General features: G+C 57.7%; 18 protein-coding genes and 1 pseudogene. 10 read left to right on the top strand and 9 right to left on the bottom strand.

What is annotated here, in order from left to right; all coding sequences use genetic code 11:
* Positions 1–125: 125 nt before the first annotated feature.
* Entirely contained in the window at positions 126–350 is a 225-nt protein-coding gene (locus AC20117_RS07015) for a hypothetical protein (RefSeq protein WP_139186766.1), read from the bottom strand.
* Positions 351–633: 283 nt separating this feature from the next.
* Between AC20117_RS07015 and AC20117_RS07010 the strand changes: the two genes are divergently transcribed.
* Together AC20117_RS07010 and AC20117_RS07005 are read left to right on the top strand one after the other, a co-directional pair.
* Positions 634–1,884 (top strand): IS256 family transposase, encoded by a 1,251-nt coding sequence (locus tag AC20117_RS07010; protein ID WP_418202253.1) that lies wholly within the window; start codon positions 634–636, stop codon positions 1,882–1,884.
* Positions 1,885–1,968: 84 nt separating this feature from the next.
* Positions 1,969–2,733, top strand: a complete 765-nt coding sequence (locus AC20117_RS07005) for a DUF4238 domain-containing protein (protein WP_074700338.1) — start codon at positions 1,969–1,971, stop codon at positions 2,731–2,733.
* Between the two features lie 121 nt (positions 2,734–2,854).
* Here the strand turns inward: AC20117_RS07005 and AC20117_RS07000 are convergent, their stop codons facing one another.
* On the bottom strand, positions 2,855–3,946 hold the full coding sequence (locus AC20117_RS07000) for a hypothetical protein (RefSeq protein ID WP_074700339.1): 1,092 nt from the start codon (positions 3,944–3,946) through the stop codon (positions 2,855–2,857).
* 300 nt (positions 3,947–4,246) lie between these two features.
* Between AC20117_RS07000 and AC20117_RS06995 the strand changes: the two genes are divergently transcribed.
* Both AC20117_RS06995 and AC20117_RS23240 read left to right on the top strand, forming a co-directional pair.
* Positions 4,247–5,089 carry a DUF6414 family protein gene (locus tag AC20117_RS06995; RefSeq protein ID WP_074700340.1) on the top strand — a complete coding sequence of 281 codons (843 nt, stop codon included), beginning with the start codon at positions 4,247–4,249 and terminating at the stop codon, positions 5,087–5,089.
* Between the two features lie 488 nt (positions 5,090–5,577).
* The gene (locus AC20117_RS23240; protein ID WP_139186767.1) at positions 5,578–6,633 is read left to right on the top strand and encodes a hypothetical protein; all 1,056 of its coding nucleotides are present in this window, start codon (positions 5,578–5,580) and stop codon (positions 6,631–6,633) included.
* 531 nt (positions 6,634–7,164) lie between these two features.
* Here the strand turns inward: AC20117_RS23240 and AC20117_RS06990 are convergent.
* The gene (locus AC20117_RS06990) at positions 7,165–7,578 is read right to left on the bottom strand and encodes a hypothetical protein (RefSeq protein ID WP_074700342.1); all 414 of its coding nucleotides are present in this window, start codon (positions 7,576–7,578) and stop codon (positions 7,165–7,167) included.
* A gap of 437 nt (positions 7,579–8,015) precedes the next feature.
* Positions 8,016–8,636: a recombinase family protein gene (locus AC20117_RS06985; protein ID WP_074700343.1), complete on the bottom strand. Its 621-nt coding sequence runs from the start codon at positions 8,634–8,636 to the stop codon at positions 8,016–8,018.
* A 191-nt stretch (positions 8,637–8,827) separates the two neighbouring features.
* Here AC20117_RS06985 and AC20117_RS06980 point away from each other — a divergent pair, with 191 nt between their 5' ends.
* Positions 8,828–9,454, top strand: coding sequence for a hypothetical protein (locus tag AC20117_RS06980; protein ID WP_236777460.1), 627 nt, complete (start codon positions 8,828–8,830; stop codon positions 9,452–9,454).
* Between the two features lie 61 nt (positions 9,455–9,515).
* Here the strand turns inward: AC20117_RS06980 and AC20117_RS06975 are convergent, their stop codons facing one another.
* Positions 9,516–10,340 (bottom strand): hypothetical protein, encoded by an 825-nt coding sequence (locus tag AC20117_RS06975; protein ID WP_074700344.1) that lies wholly within the window; start codon positions 10,338–10,340, stop codon positions 9,516–9,518.
* A 367-nt stretch (positions 10,341–10,707) separates the two neighbouring features.
* On the opposite strand from AC20117_RS06975, the gene AC20117_RS06970 reads away from it, so the two are divergent.
* On the top strand, positions 10,708–11,247 hold the full coding sequence (locus AC20117_RS06970; protein WP_083339688.1) for a hypothetical protein: 540 nt from the start codon (positions 10,708–10,710) through the stop codon (positions 11,245–11,247).
* A 58-nt stretch (positions 11,248–11,305) separates the two neighbouring features.
* Here AC20117_RS06970 and AC20117_RS06965 read toward each other — a convergent pair whose 3' ends face one another.
* From AC20117_RS06965 to AC20117_RS06950, 4 genes and pseudogenes are all read right to left on the bottom strand, one after another.
* Entirely contained in the window at positions 11,306–13,123 is a 1,818-nt protein-coding gene (locus AC20117_RS06965) for a BAR domain-containing protein (RefSeq protein ID WP_101632556.1), read from the bottom strand.
* Between the two features lie 158 nt (positions 13,124–13,281).
* Positions 13,282–13,818, bottom strand: a pseudogene (locus AC20117_RS06960) (recombinase family protein).
* A gap of 409 nt (positions 13,819–14,227) precedes the next feature.
* The gene (locus AC20117_RS06955) at positions 14,228–14,761 is read right to left on the bottom strand and encodes a MarR family winged helix-turn-helix transcriptional regulator (RefSeq protein ID WP_074700346.1); all 534 of its coding nucleotides are present in this window, start codon (positions 14,759–14,761) and stop codon (positions 14,228–14,230) included.
* A gap of 9 nt (positions 14,762–14,770) precedes the next feature.
* A complete protein-coding gene (locus AC20117_RS06950) occupies positions 14,771–15,202 on the bottom strand; it encodes a hotdog fold thioesterase (RefSeq protein WP_083339689.1) in 432 nt (143 codons plus the stop codon).
* 309 nt (positions 15,203–15,511) lie between these two features.
* Between AC20117_RS06950 and AC20117_RS06945 the strand changes: the two genes are divergently transcribed.
* From AC20117_RS06945 to AC20117_RS06930, 4 genes are read left to right on the top strand one after another with little or no spacing between them, the layout of a single operon-like run.
* Positions 15,512–16,312, top strand: a complete 801-nt coding sequence (locus AC20117_RS06945; protein WP_074700347.1) for an ABC transporter ATP-binding protein — start codon at positions 15,512–15,514, stop codon at positions 16,310–16,312.
* A complete protein-coding gene (locus tag AC20117_RS06940; RefSeq protein WP_074700348.1) occupies positions 16,309–17,097 on the top strand; it encodes an ABC transporter ATP-binding protein in 789 nt (262 codons plus the stop codon). Before AC20117_RS06945 ends, AC20117_RS06940 begins: the two co-directional genes overlap by 4 nt.
* On the top strand, positions 17,094–17,978 hold the full coding sequence (locus AC20117_RS06935) for a branched-chain amino acid ABC transporter permease (protein ID WP_074700349.1): 885 nt from the start codon (positions 17,094–17,096) through the stop codon (positions 17,976–17,978). The genes AC20117_RS06940 and AC20117_RS06935 overlap by 4 nt, the downstream gene beginning before the upstream one ends.
* Positions 17,971–19,167, top strand: coding sequence for a branched-chain amino acid ABC transporter permease (locus AC20117_RS06930; RefSeq protein WP_218928481.1), 1,197 nt, complete (start codon positions 17,971–17,973; stop codon positions 19,165–19,167). Before AC20117_RS06935 ends, AC20117_RS06930 begins: the two co-directional genes overlap by 8 nt.
* The last annotated feature ends 23 nt before the right edge of the window (positions 19,168–19,190 follow it).

Raw genomic sequence — 19,190 nt, 5'->3', positions numbered from 1 at the left:
AGCAGTGAAAGCCTCCTCGTGCAGGACGTCGACGCCGAGCAGCGCCGGCCTGAGTATATGGACGGCAGCGTGACATTCTGCGCCTCGAGAAGCTTGGCTGCGGAGGTCCTCTAACCAGGAGCTGTTCAGACGTCAGTATGGTCCGCTATGGCTTCTTCTGTGATGCCGTACGGCACGTTTTCGCTCAGCTCGACGGAGAATTGACCCGGTCCGGTCTTTGTGACCAAGATGCCATGCGTTCCCTCCGCTACGGCAAGGCGCCGCAGTTCATCCACCACGATGTCGAGTAACCGCTGCGCTTCCTCAGCCGTGGTGGCCGTGATCTTCTTCTGTGCCGTGGTCGTGCTCATGGAATCCATTTTCCCCTCAAACTTTATGGCTAGGCGTCCCCTGCCTGGTGAACCTTCGGACCGTGCTCCTGCACGCCCCAACGAAAGGCTCAAGCTGCTTTGACGTAGCTCCCTCCATGACCGCTGCTACAGCCGCTCAAACCAATTGAGAGAGACTCCCAATAGCAGGGACCTGTCATATGCGCCGTTATTTAGGGACTGTAAGAAGAACGGTGTGTGATGGCCCGGCCTAATCCGAAAGGAGACGGGCGTGTCAGAGTTCACGACCGAGATGACAGAGGCGATGATCGATCCCGTGACGGGAGAGATCATCGATCAGAAGGAGCTCGCCGAGCAGTTGCTCGCGCAGGCCAAGGAACAGGGCGTGAGCCTGGTGGGCCCCGGCGGTCTGCTGAACCAGCTCACGAAAAACGTGCTCGAGACTGCGCTGGAAGCGGAACTGACCGAGCACCTCGGCCACGAGCACGGCGAGACTCCGATCGCGGCCAACATGCGCAATGGCACCCGATCCAAGACCGTATTGACCGAGATCGGGCCGGTGGAGATCGAGGTGCCGCGGGACCGTGAGGGATCCTTCGAGCCGGTGATCGTGCCCAAGCGGAAACGGCGCTTGGACGGAATCGATCAGATCGTGCTCTCCCTGAGCGCCCGGGGTTTGACGACCGGGGAGATCGCTGCGCACTTCGAGGAGGTTTACGGGGCCAAGGTCTCCAAGGACACCATCAGCCGGATTACGGAGAAGGTCGCCGGTGAGCTGGCTGAGTGGTCCGCCCGCCCGCTGGATCCGATCTACCCGGTGATCTTCGTCGATGCGATCGTGGTCAAGGTCCGCGACGGCCAGGTACGCAACACCCCGTTCTACGTCGTCATGGGCGTGACCACCAATGGGGAGCGGGAAATCCTGGGCATCTGGGCCGGCGACGGCGCCGAAGGCGCCCGGTTCTGGCTGCAGGTCTTCTCCGAGCTGAAGAACCGGGGTGTGGAAGACGTGCTCATCGCCGTCTGCGACGGGCTCAAAGGGCTGCCGGAGGCGATCACGACCACCTGGGAGCGAACGGTGGTGCAGCAGTGCATTGTGCACCTGATCCGCAACAGCTTCCGCTACGCCGGCCGGCAGCACCGCGACGGGATCGTCAAGGCGCTCAAGCCGGTCTACACCGCACCCAGTGAGCAGGCCGCGAAGGACAGGTTCGACGAATTCAAAGCCGAGTGGGGCCAACGGTATCCAGCCATCGTGCAGCTCTGGGAATCCGCATGGGCGGAGTTTGTGCCGTTCCTGGAGTACGACGTGGAGATCCGGCGGGTGATCTGCACGACGAACGCGATCGAGTCGATCAATGCCCGCTACCGGCGGGCGGTGAGGGCGCGCGGGCACTTCCCCAACGAGGCCGCTGCTCTGAAATGCCTCTACCTGGTCACCAGGTCTCTTGACCCTACCGGCGGAGGCCGGGCACGCTGGGTGATGAGGTGGAAGCCTGCGCTCAACGCGTTCGCGATCACCTTCGCGGGTCGGTTCGAGAGAACCTCCAACTAATGAATACCGCCGGACCCCACACACCGTCTATCGGACAGTCCCACTGGCAGGACCAAACAACGCTCGCCTAAGGCAATTGGATTTGTGCCGAACTTTGTGAAGCACCGGTCTCAAGAGGCAGAAGAACTTTGGCAGAGCGTGGAAAGCCACCTTCCGGCGGTGTTCACATCGTTGGATGCCGGCACTCTAGCCCAGTCGCCGGAGCACTATAAAACCATTGCTGACTGCGTTGCCCTTCATTTCGCACGCAGTATCGAAAGCCGGCGAATCCATGACAATGCCGTCTCAGCGGCAAAGCATCACGTGTTTGAGGACCAGGACAAGCTGAAGCAGTTGGCACTTGCTAAACACGGTCTTCACCTGGATGCTCCTGCCATTCTGGGAAATATCGCAACCGAGGTGTTGGCTGACCTGAATCAAACCGAAGCTTCGGGCGAGCTCTTCCAAGAATGGATTGAAGAGGTCTTTCATGAAACGCGCCGCTATCTAGCTGGAAGCCGAGTGTCAGTTCATCATACGGACACCGATGTTGAGTTTCTTTTGGGGGATTGTCCGGCAATTGGAATCGGACCAAACATGCACCCCATGCACCGAGTGCCTCTGTATGAGGCCACCGCGATTCTCATGCCCCTTGGCCCAAAGGCATTGGCGATGCTTGATCGCGGTGCGTCAGAATCCCCCTCTGACGTGCCCGTGCAAGGCGAGTTTGCCTTCTATATGAATCGTGCACAGGTTGCACAAGCTCACAGGCAGGTGTATTACCGTCCATCTAGTAGCTTTTTAGCGGGCCTAGCACGCGCCTATCGACCACCGCGAAAATTCCGGACATCTAGCAATGAGCCGCTCTAGAACCGCCACGCTTCTCTCTGCCGGGCATGGTCAAGCTATGCGGCTGGAGGCAGTCCAAGAACTGGGTGTGCTTAGAACGTCATAGATGCCCGTGCAGCCGCGGTAACGGAAAAAGGGCAAATCAGCGACGATGATTTCCGGACAATTTTTTTCTACGCGCAGTGACTGATTGTTTCTTGGGCTTAGAAGACGCTTGCAGAAGTGTTTGCATGATGGAACGTGGTGGTTTTGTAGTGGCGGCGAAGAGCTCATCCGGCATGGGGGAGTAATCGAAATCGTAGTTCCCTTCTGTGAGAGGGTAGGCCACGACCCGGGACATTTGCCATAGCGACCTTACGATACTGATCCCAACCTGACTGATTCCCAGATTAGTAGCCGGATCGGAATTGTCTGTTCGCAATATTAATCCAGGAATCTTATTGCTTCCTGCACGATGCTGCATCACATATGTGATCGCTTCCGCGTTGATTATCGCCGAAGCATCACTCCATTCCTTAGCACTGAGCGATTTTGGTGGAGCATCGGCAAGATGCAACGCGACCGCGAGATCATCACGGGGAGAAGTAGTGGCCCCGTGCTTCAGCTGGTTGTTCCCCTGGGCGCCGTTGAAGTCGCCTTCTGAGTAAAACCGGGCAAAGAACGTGAGCCAGGCTGTCAGGAAATCCAAGTGTCGTCGCATGAGCTGTTTCGAGTGTTCAGATTCCTCATGGTGAAGCTCCGCCGGAAACATCACGCTCTCCACTACGTTCCGAGCTCTCGCGCCAAGGAGAGGCTTTATCGGCTCCCTAAGATCCGCAGCTTGTCGCATGTTTAACAGCGTGGTCATCGGGCTGTTCCCTGTGACTCTTTCCTGACCTGCGACAAATAGCCGCAGAGCGGTTTCGATTACGTGCTGCATCAGGGTGTAGGACTCAATCGAAGCCATGGTTTTGCTGTTAAGAGTGGTCCCAGGAGGAACATCTAGCGCAAACTTCTTGTCTCTTAAGATTGCTTTGAACTGTCCGAACAGAGAGGTCGTGTCCTTAGGGTCCCACTTGATGGAACCCGGTTCGAGTTCGGCCAGGGCGATGATGCCCCACAGCCGACGTTCGAAGTACTCTGCAGGGTCTACACGGTAGTAATGCTCTTTGAGCAGATCCTCAACCGCCTCCGACGTAGCTGGCGATGCCTCGACGTTAATGTGCTGAATGCTTAGGGGGTCGTTTAGAGCCATGTGCCAAAAATACACGTTCCCGTACGCAATGCTATGGAGCACTACGAAGCGACAATCGAAGTCAACAGTTGCAGCACGATATTAATCAGACATTAAACGGTCATTAGTCGTGTCTTCCAGAATTTTGGTTGGAACCTGCTGCTTCCTCGGGCATTCCTAACAAGTTTCCTTGGCAGGGCAGGGAGCTTTGGAGGGGCTTTAGATGCCACTAACATCGCACGTGACGGGCTTTTCTGATAAATGCTTTTTTGGGGAAGGGGGCATCGGGATATTGTCGGTGATTCTTGCGACAATGGCTTTATGGCGCTTAGATCACCTATTTATCTTGACAGCGAAACTTTGCTCGCTCAGGCGGAGTACCACGACATCGAGTTGCCCCGGCAGGAGGACATCGTAGAGAGGACCATCCGGAAACGGACTGGCGGAGGCAAAATCGGTATGTCCGGTCTCGGGCTAGATGCCTCCGCAGGAACTGACGTCGAGCACCAGACGAGCTATAGCTTGGAGCCGAAGGAAAAGGCCACAGTTAGCAAGGTCATTGACTCGTTAATCAAGGCCGACGCGGTCAAAATCAACCTTGATGGCAATGCTGTACTCGGGAAGGACGACCTAGTCGAGATTGAAGGTCTGACTTACATCACTGCGGCCAGTCTGGCGGGGAAAATGTTCTTCATCTTCCGCCGGCTCATGGATACCGTCGAAGGCGATCTGGAGGCGATCTTCGACCTGGACGCAAACGACCTTCCAGTGGCCGAGCAGTTAAATCAGGTGTATCTGCGCAACGAACTGTTGCCTATCCCGATCTTGCTGGAAATGACCGGATCGCGACTGCTGCAGAAGGTCTACGTGAATGTCCGTCCCGACCATTTCATTGGTACAGCCTCCGCGAATAGGGTCGAGGGCGATATGCGAGTCCTCGGTACTGTGTCGGCGCTAGTGCCCGGCGGCGATGACGGATTTCTGAGCGCGGAGGCATGGCTGCTGCATGATTGGGAGTACCTTCTGCGGCGCAAGCTCATGACGCAGGTGGAAGACGTGGTTAGAGGCATGGTGAAACAGTTTGAACTCGACCTGCCATCCGAGAACGTCCATAGCCACATCACAGGTCCGGCCATCGTTGTAGATGCCATCGCACTCTACTGACTTCGCCTCACGAACGATAAGTTTGGCCCGGTAAGGCACAGGATGGCCGGGTATCGCCACTATTCGAGAAGCCCTTGATCGCGGAGCAGCTGTGCGGGCATTTCATATTCGTGTCGAATGAGATGACGGACGAACTAAGCGGAGTTCCCGTACTGCCACCGCTGATGAGGGCGGCTGCTGGTCCTAGTGCTGCCCAACTAGAGGCTTGAAGAGCTGCTGCTTGGCGCAAGCTCGACGAGTGCGAGGAGGAGCCTGTCGGGAATCAAAAACGATCCTTTGTGCAGGCAAGCTCGGGTCGTCCGTTGAGAGCTAGAATTCTCGTCACAATCAGGAGCAGAACCGCACTGCGAAATCTAGTCCCTTAGTCGCAGCATGACGAGCTTTGCCTAGAGATGCCAACCAAACGTATGCGCAGTTAACGGCGGCTGCCACGTCCGCCCAGTACTGCTCTGGGCGAGACGAATGTTTCCACGTTCTAAGCTGAAAGAGTGACCTCTAATCTCAAAAGCAGTTCGAAGCAAGCCGGAAAAATCAACTGGATTTGGATCGTTGCCTGTGCGGGTGCCGGATGTGCCGCTATCGGCTGGGGTTGGTCAATTATTCAAAGTGACGAGAACGCGCTTTCGGGCTTTTGGTCTGGTGTGCTGGTCAATGTCGGCACCTCGATTCTGTTAGCCGGTGTGCTGTTTTGGTTAGAACGTCGTTTCGTCAAAGAGGCTGGCAAGGTTGCAATCGCGGCTGCAACGAATGCCGTTACTCAAACTGCTGCTGCTCGGAACGAAGCTAATGAAAGACTCTCTGCACGCATCTCTGATCTGGAAGAACGTCTGACTAGACAACGTGCTGAGCAGGAAAAAGCAGATGTTGAAACCATAGCCTCACTTAGCGAAGACGCCTCGCATGATTCCGTGTTCTCCGCGCTCAGAACTGCTTATGAGATCGGAGCGATTACTGGAAAAGGTCTTACAGTCCCCACGGGTCTCGAACCCACTGCACCACGGGTTACATTTCGCTTCCGGCCTGGATGGCGAAACGAAGAGGGAGGCGGCCAGGATGAAGGCTTGGACGTAGAGTACGTCGTGCAAGCCTCCCGTAATCGCATTGGTGCACCCCTAGTCATAGTGTCATGGGATAGAAACGAGGATCCTGCACAAATTTTCCATGAACTTATGGAGGAGATGGTGAGGGCAGGATTTGGCGCAGAGACGCGCCGTATGAAAATAGAGCCCGCCTTTAGGCACCTGCAGCGGGCACTTCGTGATGCGGTTTCAGCTCGGCGGGGGGAAGAGTCGGCGTGGCAATCCGGTGACCCTTTTCTCGAGTTTGTCACCGAGGGATGGGTGATCACGAAGAGCGGAGTCGAAGTCCAGGGTCATGGGATCGTCGCTCAGGCGGCAAACTTTGACAATCAAGGGGCGAGCGGCCCGAGGCCTTTACCATCTTGGGATGCACCGAAAAAGCCAGATTGGGCCGAGGCTCAAATCTGGGAAGTTGCGATGGATCGTGCGCGTGATCAACTGCGAAGCTGGGACCCTTGGAGTTAACTTAGGGCCCTTGTGTAGCGAACGCAGAGCCACATGGAGTGCGTTGCAAGGAGCTATTTCCGCACGGGCCAAGAGTAAACATGGCGTCTCAGCTAAGGATCGTTTGCTAGGACGAGCGGGCAAGCTTGTTTTCGAAAGGTGCCATTCCCGGATCCCCGTTAGTTCCTCGTCCCGTTAATGTGTCTCATTGAGATTATTCTCAACAGCGCAGAATAGGGCCTTTGAAGAGACCAGGTGAAGTGGTATGACTGCCGTGCCGTTCGCCGTTCATCGGTGAGAATGGCACGGCAGGTACGCGGGTTGCGCGGTCGGACCGCTGCTGATGGGCGTGCTGCTGGGAGGCCAGCGGCAGTTTCGGAGCCGGCTGGGTGCTTGTCGGTGCGGTCTATCTGGGGGTGCGTCCTGTTGGCCCTGTGCTGCGGCGGCAGGGCTGCCGGATCGGCGTATGCTGAGCGGGCTGCGACAGGCGAAGGGGTAAGGAGCCGTCCGGCCCCTTACCCCTTGCTTCCGCTAGCAGTCAGGATTTACTTGTCAGTACTTGCCGTCACGGCACTTCACGCGGAGCTTGTCGCTCTCGACCCAGCCGTCCTTCTTGCTGTGGGCAAAGGCCTTGTAGGTGTCGCCGCAGCGCAGTTTCTTACCGATCCACTTGAACTCGCCGTCGTCCGTCCGGACGATCTTGTGGGCTATGACCTTGTCCTTGTGTTTGTTGATCTTTACGACCATGACGTGGACCTTCTTGGCTTCGAAGTCCTCGCCGACGACCTTGAACTTGCCGTTTTTGTTGAGCTTGAGGTCAAGCTCGGCGTCACTCTTATCGTAGGTCGAGCTGGCAGAAACGGCAGGAGCCGCGGTCGCCGGAGCCGAGAGGCCTGCGCCGGCAAGCAGGCCGAGCAACGTGCCCACGACGAGGATCAGAAGGCGCCAGGTGATTGGCTTTTTCATGTTGGGGTTCTTTCAAGATGCCGGGAAAGGTGTATAGCGTGCCTTGCCGTGCGGAGAGGGCGGCCGATGCCCGGCGCATCCGCCTTGTGGTTGTCCCCAACCCCCACCTGTTCCCTGTGGCCCGTAGTGCCGGCAAAGCCGCCGTCGCCCGTTCCCCAAAGTGCCCGGATTCGGTGTTTGTGATCGCCCCGCGGCCTATTCCCATGAAGGCCTAGTGCGGCGCTGTACTTAGAACGATAGCGCCGTCGTTCCCTCTGGAACTACCCCCAGCATGGGGGGTGCACCGCCAACGACACGAGTCTTTGGGGAACGGTTCTCATGTATCGTTCTGGCTTATGCGCCTAACCACTTCGTCTTTCCTGATCCTTCGGCCGGCTGCTTGCCGGGTCGGCTAGGGCGAGTTGCGCGAGGACCTGTGCCTTCGCGGCCGCCCTCGATCATGCTTCAGGCAGGAGAGAGGCAGAGGCAGAGGCCGGCGACGCTTCATCAGCTGTCGCTTTTGTGGCTTGACGCAGGTACTGGTAGACCGTTTCTCGGCTGATGCCGTAGTCCTTGGCCAGCGTTGATTTCGGGATGCCGGCCGCGGCACGGCGCACTAATTCGGCGGCCTGTTCCGGGGCGAGGGTCTTCTTCCGGCCGCGATAGGCGCCCCGCTGGCGGGCCAGGGCGATCCCCTCGCGCTGGCGCTCCTTAATAAGGGAGCGTTCGAACTCGGCGAAGGCCCCCATGACCGAAAGCATGAGGTTGGCCATGGGGGAGTCCTCGCCGGTGAAGACGAGTCCTTCTTTGACGAATTCGACTCGGACGCCCTTGGTGGTCAGTTTCTGAACCAGGGACCGCAGGTCGTCCAGGTTCCGGGCCAGCCGGTCCATGCTGTGCACGACCACGGTGTCTCCGTCGCGGGCGAAGCGGACGAGTTCGACGAGTTGGGGTCGGGCAGTGTCCCGGCCGGAGGCCTTATCGGTGAACACTCGGTCGAGTGGCTGGCCTTCGAGCTGGCGTTGTTCGTTCTGGTCCAGGGTGCTGACTCGCACGTACCCGATTCGTTGCCCCGCCACCGCGCCTCCAACCCTTATTTGTCAGCTTGAAATCTAAGAGTTGCTGAAGCGAGTGTCAAGAAAGGCGATTTTGTGCTCTATTCTGACGCGTATTGGATGCACACCCTGACGTCAGGTTGAGGTGTACTCCAAACTGACGCGCCAGCCGCCCTGATGTCAAAGCGGTGGTCGGCATATGGCATGCTCAAAGTGTGAATGCAGCCGATCCAATTTCCCAAGTCTCCGTCCCGCAGTGGCAGGCTCTGCAAAACGCTCACGCCGCTTATATGGCGAACACATCTCCGGCCTACGACGAGGTGCTGACCGAAGTGGCCGAGCGAATCCGATCGAGGGCCAGCATAGGTAAGGCGGATATTGGATCGTTGCTGTTCTGGAAGCGCCTGCGTGCGGATACGCCTTGGGTCCGTAAGCTGATGACCGTGCAGGAGGCTGAGGTCCGGGCAGTGACGGAGAAGGCCGTGTATGCGGTAAATGACACGTCATTAAGCGTGCCGGAGGCGGCCTCTGCTGGCCGGCGTGCGCTCTCGCCGTTGCCCGGCTTCGAGAAGGGGGATGCACTCGCGTCAGCGCTCCTGCTAGCTGCTGCTCCGCAACGGATGGCGGTATACGACCGGCGTGCCCAAGCGGGATTGGAGAATTTGGGCCTCTCGCTGTCCGCTGCTTCTGGCAGGTACGGGCGCTACATGGAGCTGGTGGAAGATTTGCGGTCGACGGCGAAAATCCACGGCCACATCTGGTCTGCAAGAGATGTCGACGTCGCGCTCTATTGGCTCGGTGGTCCAGAATTGGACCCCGTGCAGAATCTTCCATCTACTTGAGTAAGCATGCGTCACCGAGGAGGCAACGTCCGCTAAGCCATCTCGTGCCTGTTAGGACTCGTCAGGGACGCAAGCTTTTTGAGTACATCCCGAGCTCGTTCCGGCGCTGGACAGGGGCGAGTTCCCTGATACTGGATGAAGCCTCGACACGGCCGGCAATGAACACCGGAGTGTATGTGGCTGATAGAGCTATCGCCTGATCCAAATCGGCGCCCTGTTCCAACATCACCTGGACGTTGGCGGCGACATTGCGAACAGCAATCTGCTCCGCTTCCGCTCGTCGCTGCAAGAGCCTCTCCTCGGACTCGTCATCCTCCCTTGCAACGGTGTTAGTGAGCGCCCTCACTCGCTCTGCGAGGACTCTCGTGAGGCGCCTGATATCCTCGAGCTGCTTCTGCGCTTCCTCCGGGGTGAGGTTCAGCCGGTGTGCCTGAGCCTGGGTATCCTCATCAGCCCCTTCGGAGAGGGCGATCGCACCCGATGGGGCGAAGACGGTAATGCGTGCTCGAGAGCGAGCCACGGCATAAATTAAATGGGTCGACTGCTCTTTCACTCGGTTCCAAGCACGCTTCGCAGCCGTCTGCGCCCAGGGCAGCAACTGATTTCTCAGCCAGTCTTCGATATGCGGCTTCGCCTCTTCCAGCACCTCTTCAAGCGCCTCGATCAGGATGCCGGCAAAGAACTCGGCCCACTCCTGGGCACGCTGGTTGTCTGTTGGAATGGAATCGGCGTTTCTGTACGCCATATCGGGGATCCCATAGTCGACAGGGGGATCTGCCCGTTCCCAGCGCACGCCATTACGGCCACCAAACGTTGTTATCCACCACTCGCCATTGTCCTTCAGGACATGGAACTGTTTGGGCGCATTGCCAGTTGTGTCTGCCATTCCTGCCTCCCCCGGGCTGCCGCCGAAGTGGGCGGCGATGTCTTAGTTCATAATAGTGGCCAGCGGCTGCGGGGCCTGCCTGCCTGTTGCTGATCGGGCGGATTTTGACAGTGTTCGGCAGGGGGCGCACTGCACGGAGGGGGCGAACTAGCCAAATATTCGGTGGCGAGGAGAACCCCTCGGGTTTGTAGCGTCAGCGCCAATGAGCCTGGCCATAGCCCCTATGCGTAAGTGATGCCAGCGGGGAGGAGCTATTCTTCTAAGGCCGGAAATAACTTTAACCCTTAGGTTTGGTTTATATCTATGTCTGCAGTAATCTCAGAGCAAGCGTCGAGGGCATGCCTCGTGCAGAAGGGGAGATAGTGCAGTGGCGATCAATTTCAAGCTGAGCCGGGTAGTAGAGATCGACCCGGCGATTGATGACATGACGCGGACTTGGGTGGGTTGGTCTTCGGAGCACAGCCCACAGGAGACATTCAGCCAAAACCGCGGCGTGTGGCTGCTTGGCCCACGGGCGGAGCGCGAGCGGTACGCGACGTTCTCCTTCGAAGGCCAGATTCGGGTTGTCGCCTCTATCGACCGGCTCGAAACCGTGCCGGCGAAGAACCCTGCGTTGCGCAGCAAGCGGGCCGTTGTCGGACGCGTCCTTGAGGCCGGCGACCCGGTGCATGATGAGTTGATCGGGCAGTGGGTCGATGAGCACCGCAACCCCGTCACATACTTTGAAGATCCGATGGGAGGTGCTCGCACGTGTGCCTGCGGTTGTGATGGCACGGTGCCCGGGCACCGCGCTTTCCTGCCGGGGCATGACCAGCGTGCTGTTCATGAACGCATCACCCGTCAGTGGGGCAGCACACTCGGGTTTATCGAATGGTTTGACGCCGCCTATCCCAAATCGGCCGAGTAACGTCATTGGAACGAATGGGCTGTTGCTCGATTATGACGCTGCTCCCAGGGTGGGGAATCTACCTGTACACCGTCACGGCTCCGGATTGAGGCATGGTGGGAGCAGCGCTCTCCTCACGCCACGCATTGAGCTTGGTAGCCAAACGCCGCGTTTTGGCTTCCTCGGGTATCCGGATCTGGCTATAGACCTGCTTGATTACATCGATCACTTCGGGCTGTCCCGCACTTGAAGCGAGCTCCAGAGTTCGCCTCAAGTGCGGGATCAGGGAGTTATCCCGCTTCAACAACACGAACATTCCGACAACTGCCGTAGCGAATTTGAGATCGGACGTGCTTAACAGCGGCTTGCCGTCCATTGTGCAGGCATTCCATAATTCGAGCATCGCTAACACCGTTGCTGAAGGAACGGAGTCATCTCGGACGGTCAAGAATTGCCCGTAGGCTGAGAACGGAATTTTCAGAGGCGCTTCCAGAGTTAGCGTGCGTACGGTCACTTCAGACAGCGCTTCTGGCGCGGTCTTCATAAATGTCAGCGCGAGTTCCAGTACTTCGTTCCGATCGCCATCGATCGTGAAACTCCAAGATTCACTTGTCTCACATGCATCGAGTACGTTTGTTCCCCGGTCTCTAAGCCACAGCACTGCCAGTCGGAATGGCGAAAGATTCATGTAAGCGGCGTCAGCTTCTTTTGTAGGCAGCGGAAAGCCAGCTTGGGTAAGCGAGTTCGACAAGGACCAGCTCATAGCCGAAGTGGACTCCAAGAGCGAAAAAAACTGGTCGAGGACTTCGGCATAAGTCAACTCCTCCTGGTATGACCTTAGATTGAACGTGACCCTTTGGCCGTCCAAAAAGAAGCTATTTCCGTGTTGAGCTGCGTTCCTGAGGTTGGCGCCCACGTCCTCTAAAAATGAACTTGTCTGCGAGTTATGTACGAGATTTCGAGCCAGAGCCGCGGCGTCTGCTTGAATAAGCTTTTCGTAGGGCTGGTTTTTAATTCCTGCCAAGAGGTTGTACCAAGCGAATAAAGGCCCTGCCACGTCCTCATAGATTTCACCGTAGAACTTGATGGTGCGGCGCATGAGGGCCTGCTCGTCATTTTCTCGCAGCAATATCGCTTCGAACGACGTAAGGGACTCCCAGAGCAACCGGGCACTCTCGGCAAGTCCGTCCAATGCCCTTCGTTCTGCAGCAACTTTTTCAAGTCGTGGACTATTGAGGCAGAACTGAGCTGTCTCTCTGAGAAGTGAATTGAACCGATTTGCGTCCAAGTGAACCGAAGCGGCAGCGTTTAGGGCAAGGAACTGGGCGCCGTGACCGCCGTCGGTAGGAACATCAGTTATTGAGCTCGCTTCCGCAGCACCCACCTCGGCCAGATCCAGTAAAGAGAGGTTCGGGTGGGAGATGGAGAGCGCCTTCAGAGCCCTATCTAGAAAATCGGAAACGGACAAATCTTCGTAGGCCCGAGTCGATTCAACGAGATCCTCGTAACTGCCGATTTCCTCGGACGCAGCATCAATTATCTTCTGTCCGTTGTCTGATAGTTTTATTGCTTCGTCCAATGTGGGCGCCTGCAATGCTTCGGCATACGTGGGCCAGAGTTTGGTCAAAGTCAGGACACATCGCGTGATGGCTCTATGCTTTGCTATCTCCGGACGAAGCCGCGGGTGTTCTATGCACTTCGCCCTTAGCCGCTCAAGCGACCTTTCTGAATGTACGATTTGGGCGATGGCCTCGGCGGAATCCAAGTTCTCTAGAAGGTTGCCGAGGGCACTTACAAAGTTCGATATATAGCTTGCGACTTCATCTTTCGAGGGAAGGACAGCGCTGTCCCCGTGATCCTCGGGGGCAGGAGTAGCTAGCTCTTCTTCGATACGCATTACTGCTGTTCGCCGTTGCACGACCAGCGCGTTGACTTCGCCGGATGGCGGCTTTAGTCCACATTCAGAGCAGGATCGCCCCAAAACACGCCTCGCATCGCATCGAAGGCAGGGCATGGTTTGGAAGCCAATGCTTTTACGGCTCTTCTTGCGTTTTATCACGGTGTCCGTTGTACCACCCTGTAGACGGTATTCCGGGCGACCTTGAACAGTTCGGCGATCTCGGCGGTGGTGCGTTGTCCTCCCTTATTTAGGGAGGACAAGGTGGGCTTCCTGGCTCTTGGAGAGTTTGGGCTGCTTGCCGCGGAGCCGGCCTTTGGCCTTGGCAACCTGCATGCCCTCCCGAGTTCGGGCCCTGATGAGGTCGGACTCGAATCCGGCGACCATGGCCAGGACATTGAAGAGCAGCCGGCCGACGGGGTCCGTAGGGTCGTGGACGGACCCGCTAGCTTCGCATTCTTCTTCGTGAGCTCTTCGACGATATCGCGGGCGTCGGGTAGGGAGCGGGCGAGCCAGTCGAGTTGGGTGATGACCAGGGTGTCGCCGTCGCGGACAGCGACGAAGGCTTCGCGTAGGCCGGGCCGGTCCATGTTCCTTCCGGATAATCCACGTTTAACGAAGATCATGTCTTCGGGGACTCAGAGAGCGGCGAGTACGTTCCGTTACGCGGTCAGGTCCTGCTCGTTGGTCGAGATGCAAGCTTAACCGGCGATGTGTGCTGGCACGGGTCCAACTGTAGCGGTTGGGTGGCCCCAGCGGGACAGTTTTGCGGGCGGGGTATGCGCGAATCGAAGAAGCCAGCAACTACATAGGATTTTTGCGTCGGGGGAGCGGTGATCGTGCGTCGCGTTGGAGGACCGGCTTACGCAACACTAATCTGTGACTTCGGCGATCAGGCCTTTGAGTGTTATCGCACGGACAGCGGGTTATGAGGTGTATCCGAAGTGAAAGCACGGGGTTATTTCCCCGACTTTCATCCTTATGTGTGCGGCAGCGTTGACACTGTGTTCTCAGTGCTTTCTTGTAAATTTTCGAATGGGATCGTGCTTCCAACGAATTCGAGCATGGGGTCGAACCTGCCGCTGCGGCACCGCCCTCGATGCATTAGGAGGCCGCCCGAACGCTGCGCAGCTGAGGCCGGTGAAGTAGTAGCTTCTTGAGCAGTTCGGTCAGTATGCTCGCCTCGGCAGAGGTAAGACCTGCCGCCCAGGCTTGCTCTCGTTGGTTATTGTTCATGCAGAGTTCGGCGACGACCGACTCGCCTTCATCAGTCAGAGCCACTATCGCCTTGCGCCCATCGGTTGGATCCGGTTCCCGTGTGATGAGTCCGTACTTTTCCAACGTATTGAGCAGGCTGGACATGGAGGCGGTGGAGACGCCAGCAAGGCGTGCGAGGGCATTGGGGTGGACGCGCCCTACCGCCTTGAGGCTGAACAGCAGTTGGTATCCGGCAAAACTGATGCCGCTGGGCCGATGGACTGAAACTTCCAGGTCTTTGACGATCCGGTTGGTCACCCGGATCAAATTAAAGCACATCGACATGGCTGTAAAATCAACGTCCTGATAGAGCGTTGTCGCTGCCTCGCGTGCCAGCTCTTCGTACTCGAGAGGGCCGACGCGCGGCGTTTGCTTCTTCATCGTATCCACCTACTTGCCACTCGTAATTACGCCGAAGACCCGCATCTCGGCCAGATGCGTTCCGGTCTCGTCGTGGATGGTTACATCGACGATATTGTTGCGCCCGAAGCGGGTCCTTTCGACGCCGGTGGCAATGAGTGTCGAGTTGGCGGCTCCGGGAGCGATATAAGTTATTTCCGCCTGACGCGACACTGAGGGGTGTCCCACGGATTCGCAGACGAAGGCGAAGCAGGTGTCGCCGAGGGTGAAAAGGTAGCCACCGTGCAGGATGCGGTGTCCATTGAGCATGGTGTCCTGAACCGCCAGGGACATCACGACACGGCCCTCTGATGCTTCAACAAACTCTATTCCGAGGTTCTTGGACGACTCATCGAACTGGTAACGGTGCCGCAGACGATCTGCCACACTGTCCAGCTGCAAATCAGCTGTGGGGCTTGTCATCGATACTCCTCCAGAGAACTCGTGGCTTGTCATGAAGTTCTAGCAGATTTTCCGCTAGAGGTCTAGTATATCCGTTGCAGAATTGAAGTGCCTGCAAGGTATATTCACCATTCCCACGCGCCTGTATCTGGTGATTTACAAACACACTAGTCGATTTTCTCGCAGAAGATCCTCCCAAAATTGCTCTTGTGGCCTCCATCACGCGGTGCTATTGTGGCTAGGGATCTAGCTAGACATCTAGGGGAATCTAATGCAATGGGGTTGCATGTCCATCCAACCGGCAGTACGCGAATCGAAAGGTGAGCCGCAATGCTCCAAATCACAGATCTGTCGGTGACCTACGGAGGCGCCCTCACGGCTCTGCACAAAGTGACTTTGGCGGTGCCCGACGGCGGCGTGGTGGCATTGCTCGGCAGTAACGGTGCGGGAAAAACAACTCTGCTGCGTGCCGTCTCGAACAACCTTAAGCGGCACCGAGGAAAGATCACGTCAGGCAAACTTGCCTTCAACGGGATTGACCTGCAGTCCAAGGACACGGCGGCGCTCGTCTCCAACGGAGTGGTGCAGGTTCCCGAAGGGCGCAGAATTTTCGGGAGGCTGACTGTCGAAGAGAATTTGCGTGTAGGTGGACTAAGGCAAGCGAAGGGCCAAGCCGCCAAAGCTCGCGACCATGTATACGAACTGTTCCCCCGACTTCAGGAGCGACGCAACCAGCGCGGGCTGCTTTTGTCCGGGGGTGAGCAGCAGATGCTCGCCATTGGCCGCGCCCTAATGGCCTCGCCGAAGCTGTTGATGCTGGATGAACCGTCACTCGGCCTGGCACCCCTGGTGGTTTCCCAAGTAGGCGACGTGATTAAGGCCATCAACGAGCAAGGCACGTCGATTCTTATTATCGAGCAGAACGCGAACATGGCGTTGTCCGTGGCTGATTATGCGTATGTGTTGGAAACGGGACGTGTTTCCCTGCACGGCGAAGCGCAGGAACTTGCTGCTACCGACGAAATCAAACACCTTTACCTCGGTCACGGTGGCGGTGGAAATGATGACTTGGCAGCGCCGGCGCTCTCCCTGGCCGGCAAGACGTTGAAGCCCTGGAGCGAAGAATCATGAACCAGCAGATTCCGGCGCTGGAAGTGAGCGATGTCGTCGTTCGTTTCGGCGCGGTTAAGGCACTTGACGGAGTGAGCTTCTCGGTTGAACCGGGAACGGTTCACTCGATAATAGGTCCGAATGGGGCGGGCAAATCGACTATGCTGAACGTTTTGTCCGGTGTTTACAGGCCAAAATCCGGGTCGGTTCGGCTTGGAAACCAGGATCTGGTTGGCCTGCGTGCGGACAGAATCACTAAACTCGGCATGGCGCGCGCATTTCAGAATCTGGCCTTGAGCGGGGAGCAGAGCGTCGAGGAGAACCTGATGCTTGGCCGACATTCGTTAACGCGCACCGGATTCATTGCTGCCGGTCTGGGACTGCCGTCCGCTCGCAACGAAGAGCGTCGGCACCGCGGGCGGGTTCGTGAGATCGCCGAGTTCCTCGACCTGACGGAACAGCTCGACGGCCCCGTGGGCGAACTCTCCTATGGGGGGCAGAAGCGGGTTGAGATAGCCCGGGCGCTGGCCATGGAGCCGAAGGTGTTGCTGCTGGACGAGCCGGTTGCCGGCATGAATGCGGGCGAAAAGCGATACATCTCATCCCTGATTGCCGAGATCGCGCGTTCACTATCCATCACCGTCATCCTTGTCGAGCACGACATGGAAATGGTCATGTCGATCTCGGACCGGGTGACGGTTCTTGACTTTGGCCGACGGATTTCTGACGGCACGCCCGCAGAAGTGCAGAATGACCCGGCCGTGATCGGCGTCTACCTCGGTACCCCTTCGGAGAAAGCATCATGAATCTGGAACTGCTCATCACCGGGCTCTCACTCGGCGCCGTCTATGCCCTGGTAGCGCTGGGCTTCGTGATTGTCTTCAAAGCATCCGAGGTCCTGAACTTCGCCCATGGCTCTCTGGTTGTCGCCGGCGCTTACGTCACGGCCCGAACGCATGAGGCGCTCGGTTTCTTTGGAGCCGTTGTCGCCGGAATCATCGCTGCTGCACTGGCTGCACTCATTATCGAACGTGTATTGGTTCGGCCGATCCGGAATGCTCCCGTCATCTCTCTGGCCATCATGACCATTGGAGTTGAAGTTGTTATGAACACAGAACTGGTCCGCCAGATGGGGGTGGAAATCCTTCCCCTTGGCCACCCATGGGGAGCGGCAACCTTCGCCCTCGGCGACATGGTGGTCCCGGTCAACCGTGCGATGGCTATTGTAACGGCGGTAGTCATCATTGGCATCTTCCTCCTAGCGTTCCGCTTCTCTTCTTGGGGTGTGTCGATGCGTGCGGCAGCTGAGGACCGTGAGACAGCAGAACTCGTCGGGCTCAAGCTCGGCAGGATCTCCATGGTTTCCTGGATCATTGCCGGCGCGCTGGCAGCTGTTGCCGGCATATTCCTCACCGGGGCCCCCACCCCGGGATTGGCGCCGAGCCTGGCAGTGATCGCGATGAGGGCGTTCCCGGCGGCGATTATCGGAGGACTGGATTCCGTAGCCGGAGCCCTCGCGGGCGGCATGATCATCGGGCTGGTTGAAGCGTTCGCCGTGGGGTACCAGTCGGAACTGTCCTTCCTCGGCCGCGGCATCGGCGAGGTGATGCCCTTCATCGTCATGATCATCGTTTTGATTGTCCGGCCCCAGGGTCTCTTCGGGCGTAAGGAGTTTGTCCGTGCCTAATCCAACTATCGATATCGCGTCCACACGGAGAGAGGCACTCACCGTTCCGGTTTACAAACGGTCACGTGGGATTGCCAGGCCAGTGCCGTTGCTCATTGCCGGCGTGGTTCTATTGATTGCTCCGCTGTATGTGAGTGCCTTTTGGCTCCAGCTCGGCTTCACTATTTCTGCATTGGCGGTAGGCGCCATCGGATTGAACCTGCTGACGGGTACCACTGGCCAACTGTCTCTGGCCCATCCTTTCTTCATGGGAGTAGGTGCACTGGCCTATGTTGTACTGAGCGGAGAGTCGCAGGAAACGAGTCTGGGACCGATCATCGGTCTGGGGCTTCCACCGCTGCTCGGCATGATTGGCGGAGTCTTACTGGCAGGACTGGCCGGGCTGCTGTTCTCGCCCGTGTCCGCCAGGCTCCAGGGAATCTACCTTGGTGTTTCCAGCCTGGCGCTGGTGTTCATTGGCCTGCACGTCCTCAATACCGTCAGCCCGTTGTCCGGTGGCTTCAATGGACGCTCAACGCCTGCATTCGAAGTACTGGGGCTACGCTTCGATCACTCTGATAACCCAGTCACCATCCTCGGGGTGCCGTTCGGCCGTGCCGAACTCCTGTGGTACCTCGGAATCGTCCTGCTGGTACTGGCCTATTGGTTCGCCCGGAACCTGCTTAAGTCCAGGCCCGGCAGGGCGATGAAGCTCGTGGCCGACAGCCAGCTGGCGGCTTCTGTCATGGGTGTGCCGGTCATGCAGTATAAAGGCAAAGTGTTCTTCGCCTCCTCTGTCTATGCCGGTTTGGCAGGCGTTATGTACGCCCTTGCGATCGGCAGCATCGCACCCCAATCGTTTGGCATGGATCTGTCCATGCAGTTTCTGGCCATGATTGTCATCGGCGGACTGGGCTCGGTAGGCGGAGCCATCGCCGGAGCGGCCTTCGTTACATCGCTGCCCTTGGTCATTCAAAACCTCTCTGAATACATCCCGTTTGTTTCCAACTCACCCGGCGGAATGTCCGCATCTCACCTAGCCAGCTACATCTATGGCGCTGCCGTCATTCTGGTCCTGATTTTCAAGCCATCGGGGCTGGCCGGGATATGGGAGTCGGCTGTCCGCCTCACGAAGAGACGGCGACCCGGAACTGACAAAACGCATACGGCACGCAGGGGTCGAGCAGACGTACAAGACCCGACCAACTAGACCAATGTCAGCAACCAAAAATA

Origin of the sequence: Arthrobacter crystallopoietes (assembly GCF_002849715.1) — a bacterium.
Taxonomy (GTDB): domain Bacteria; phylum Actinomycetota; class Actinomycetes; order Actinomycetales; family Micrococcaceae; genus Crystallibacter; species Crystallibacter crystallopoietes.
Note: the sequence above shows the minus strand (reverse complement) of the source record. Positions and strands in the feature narration are given on the sequence as shown.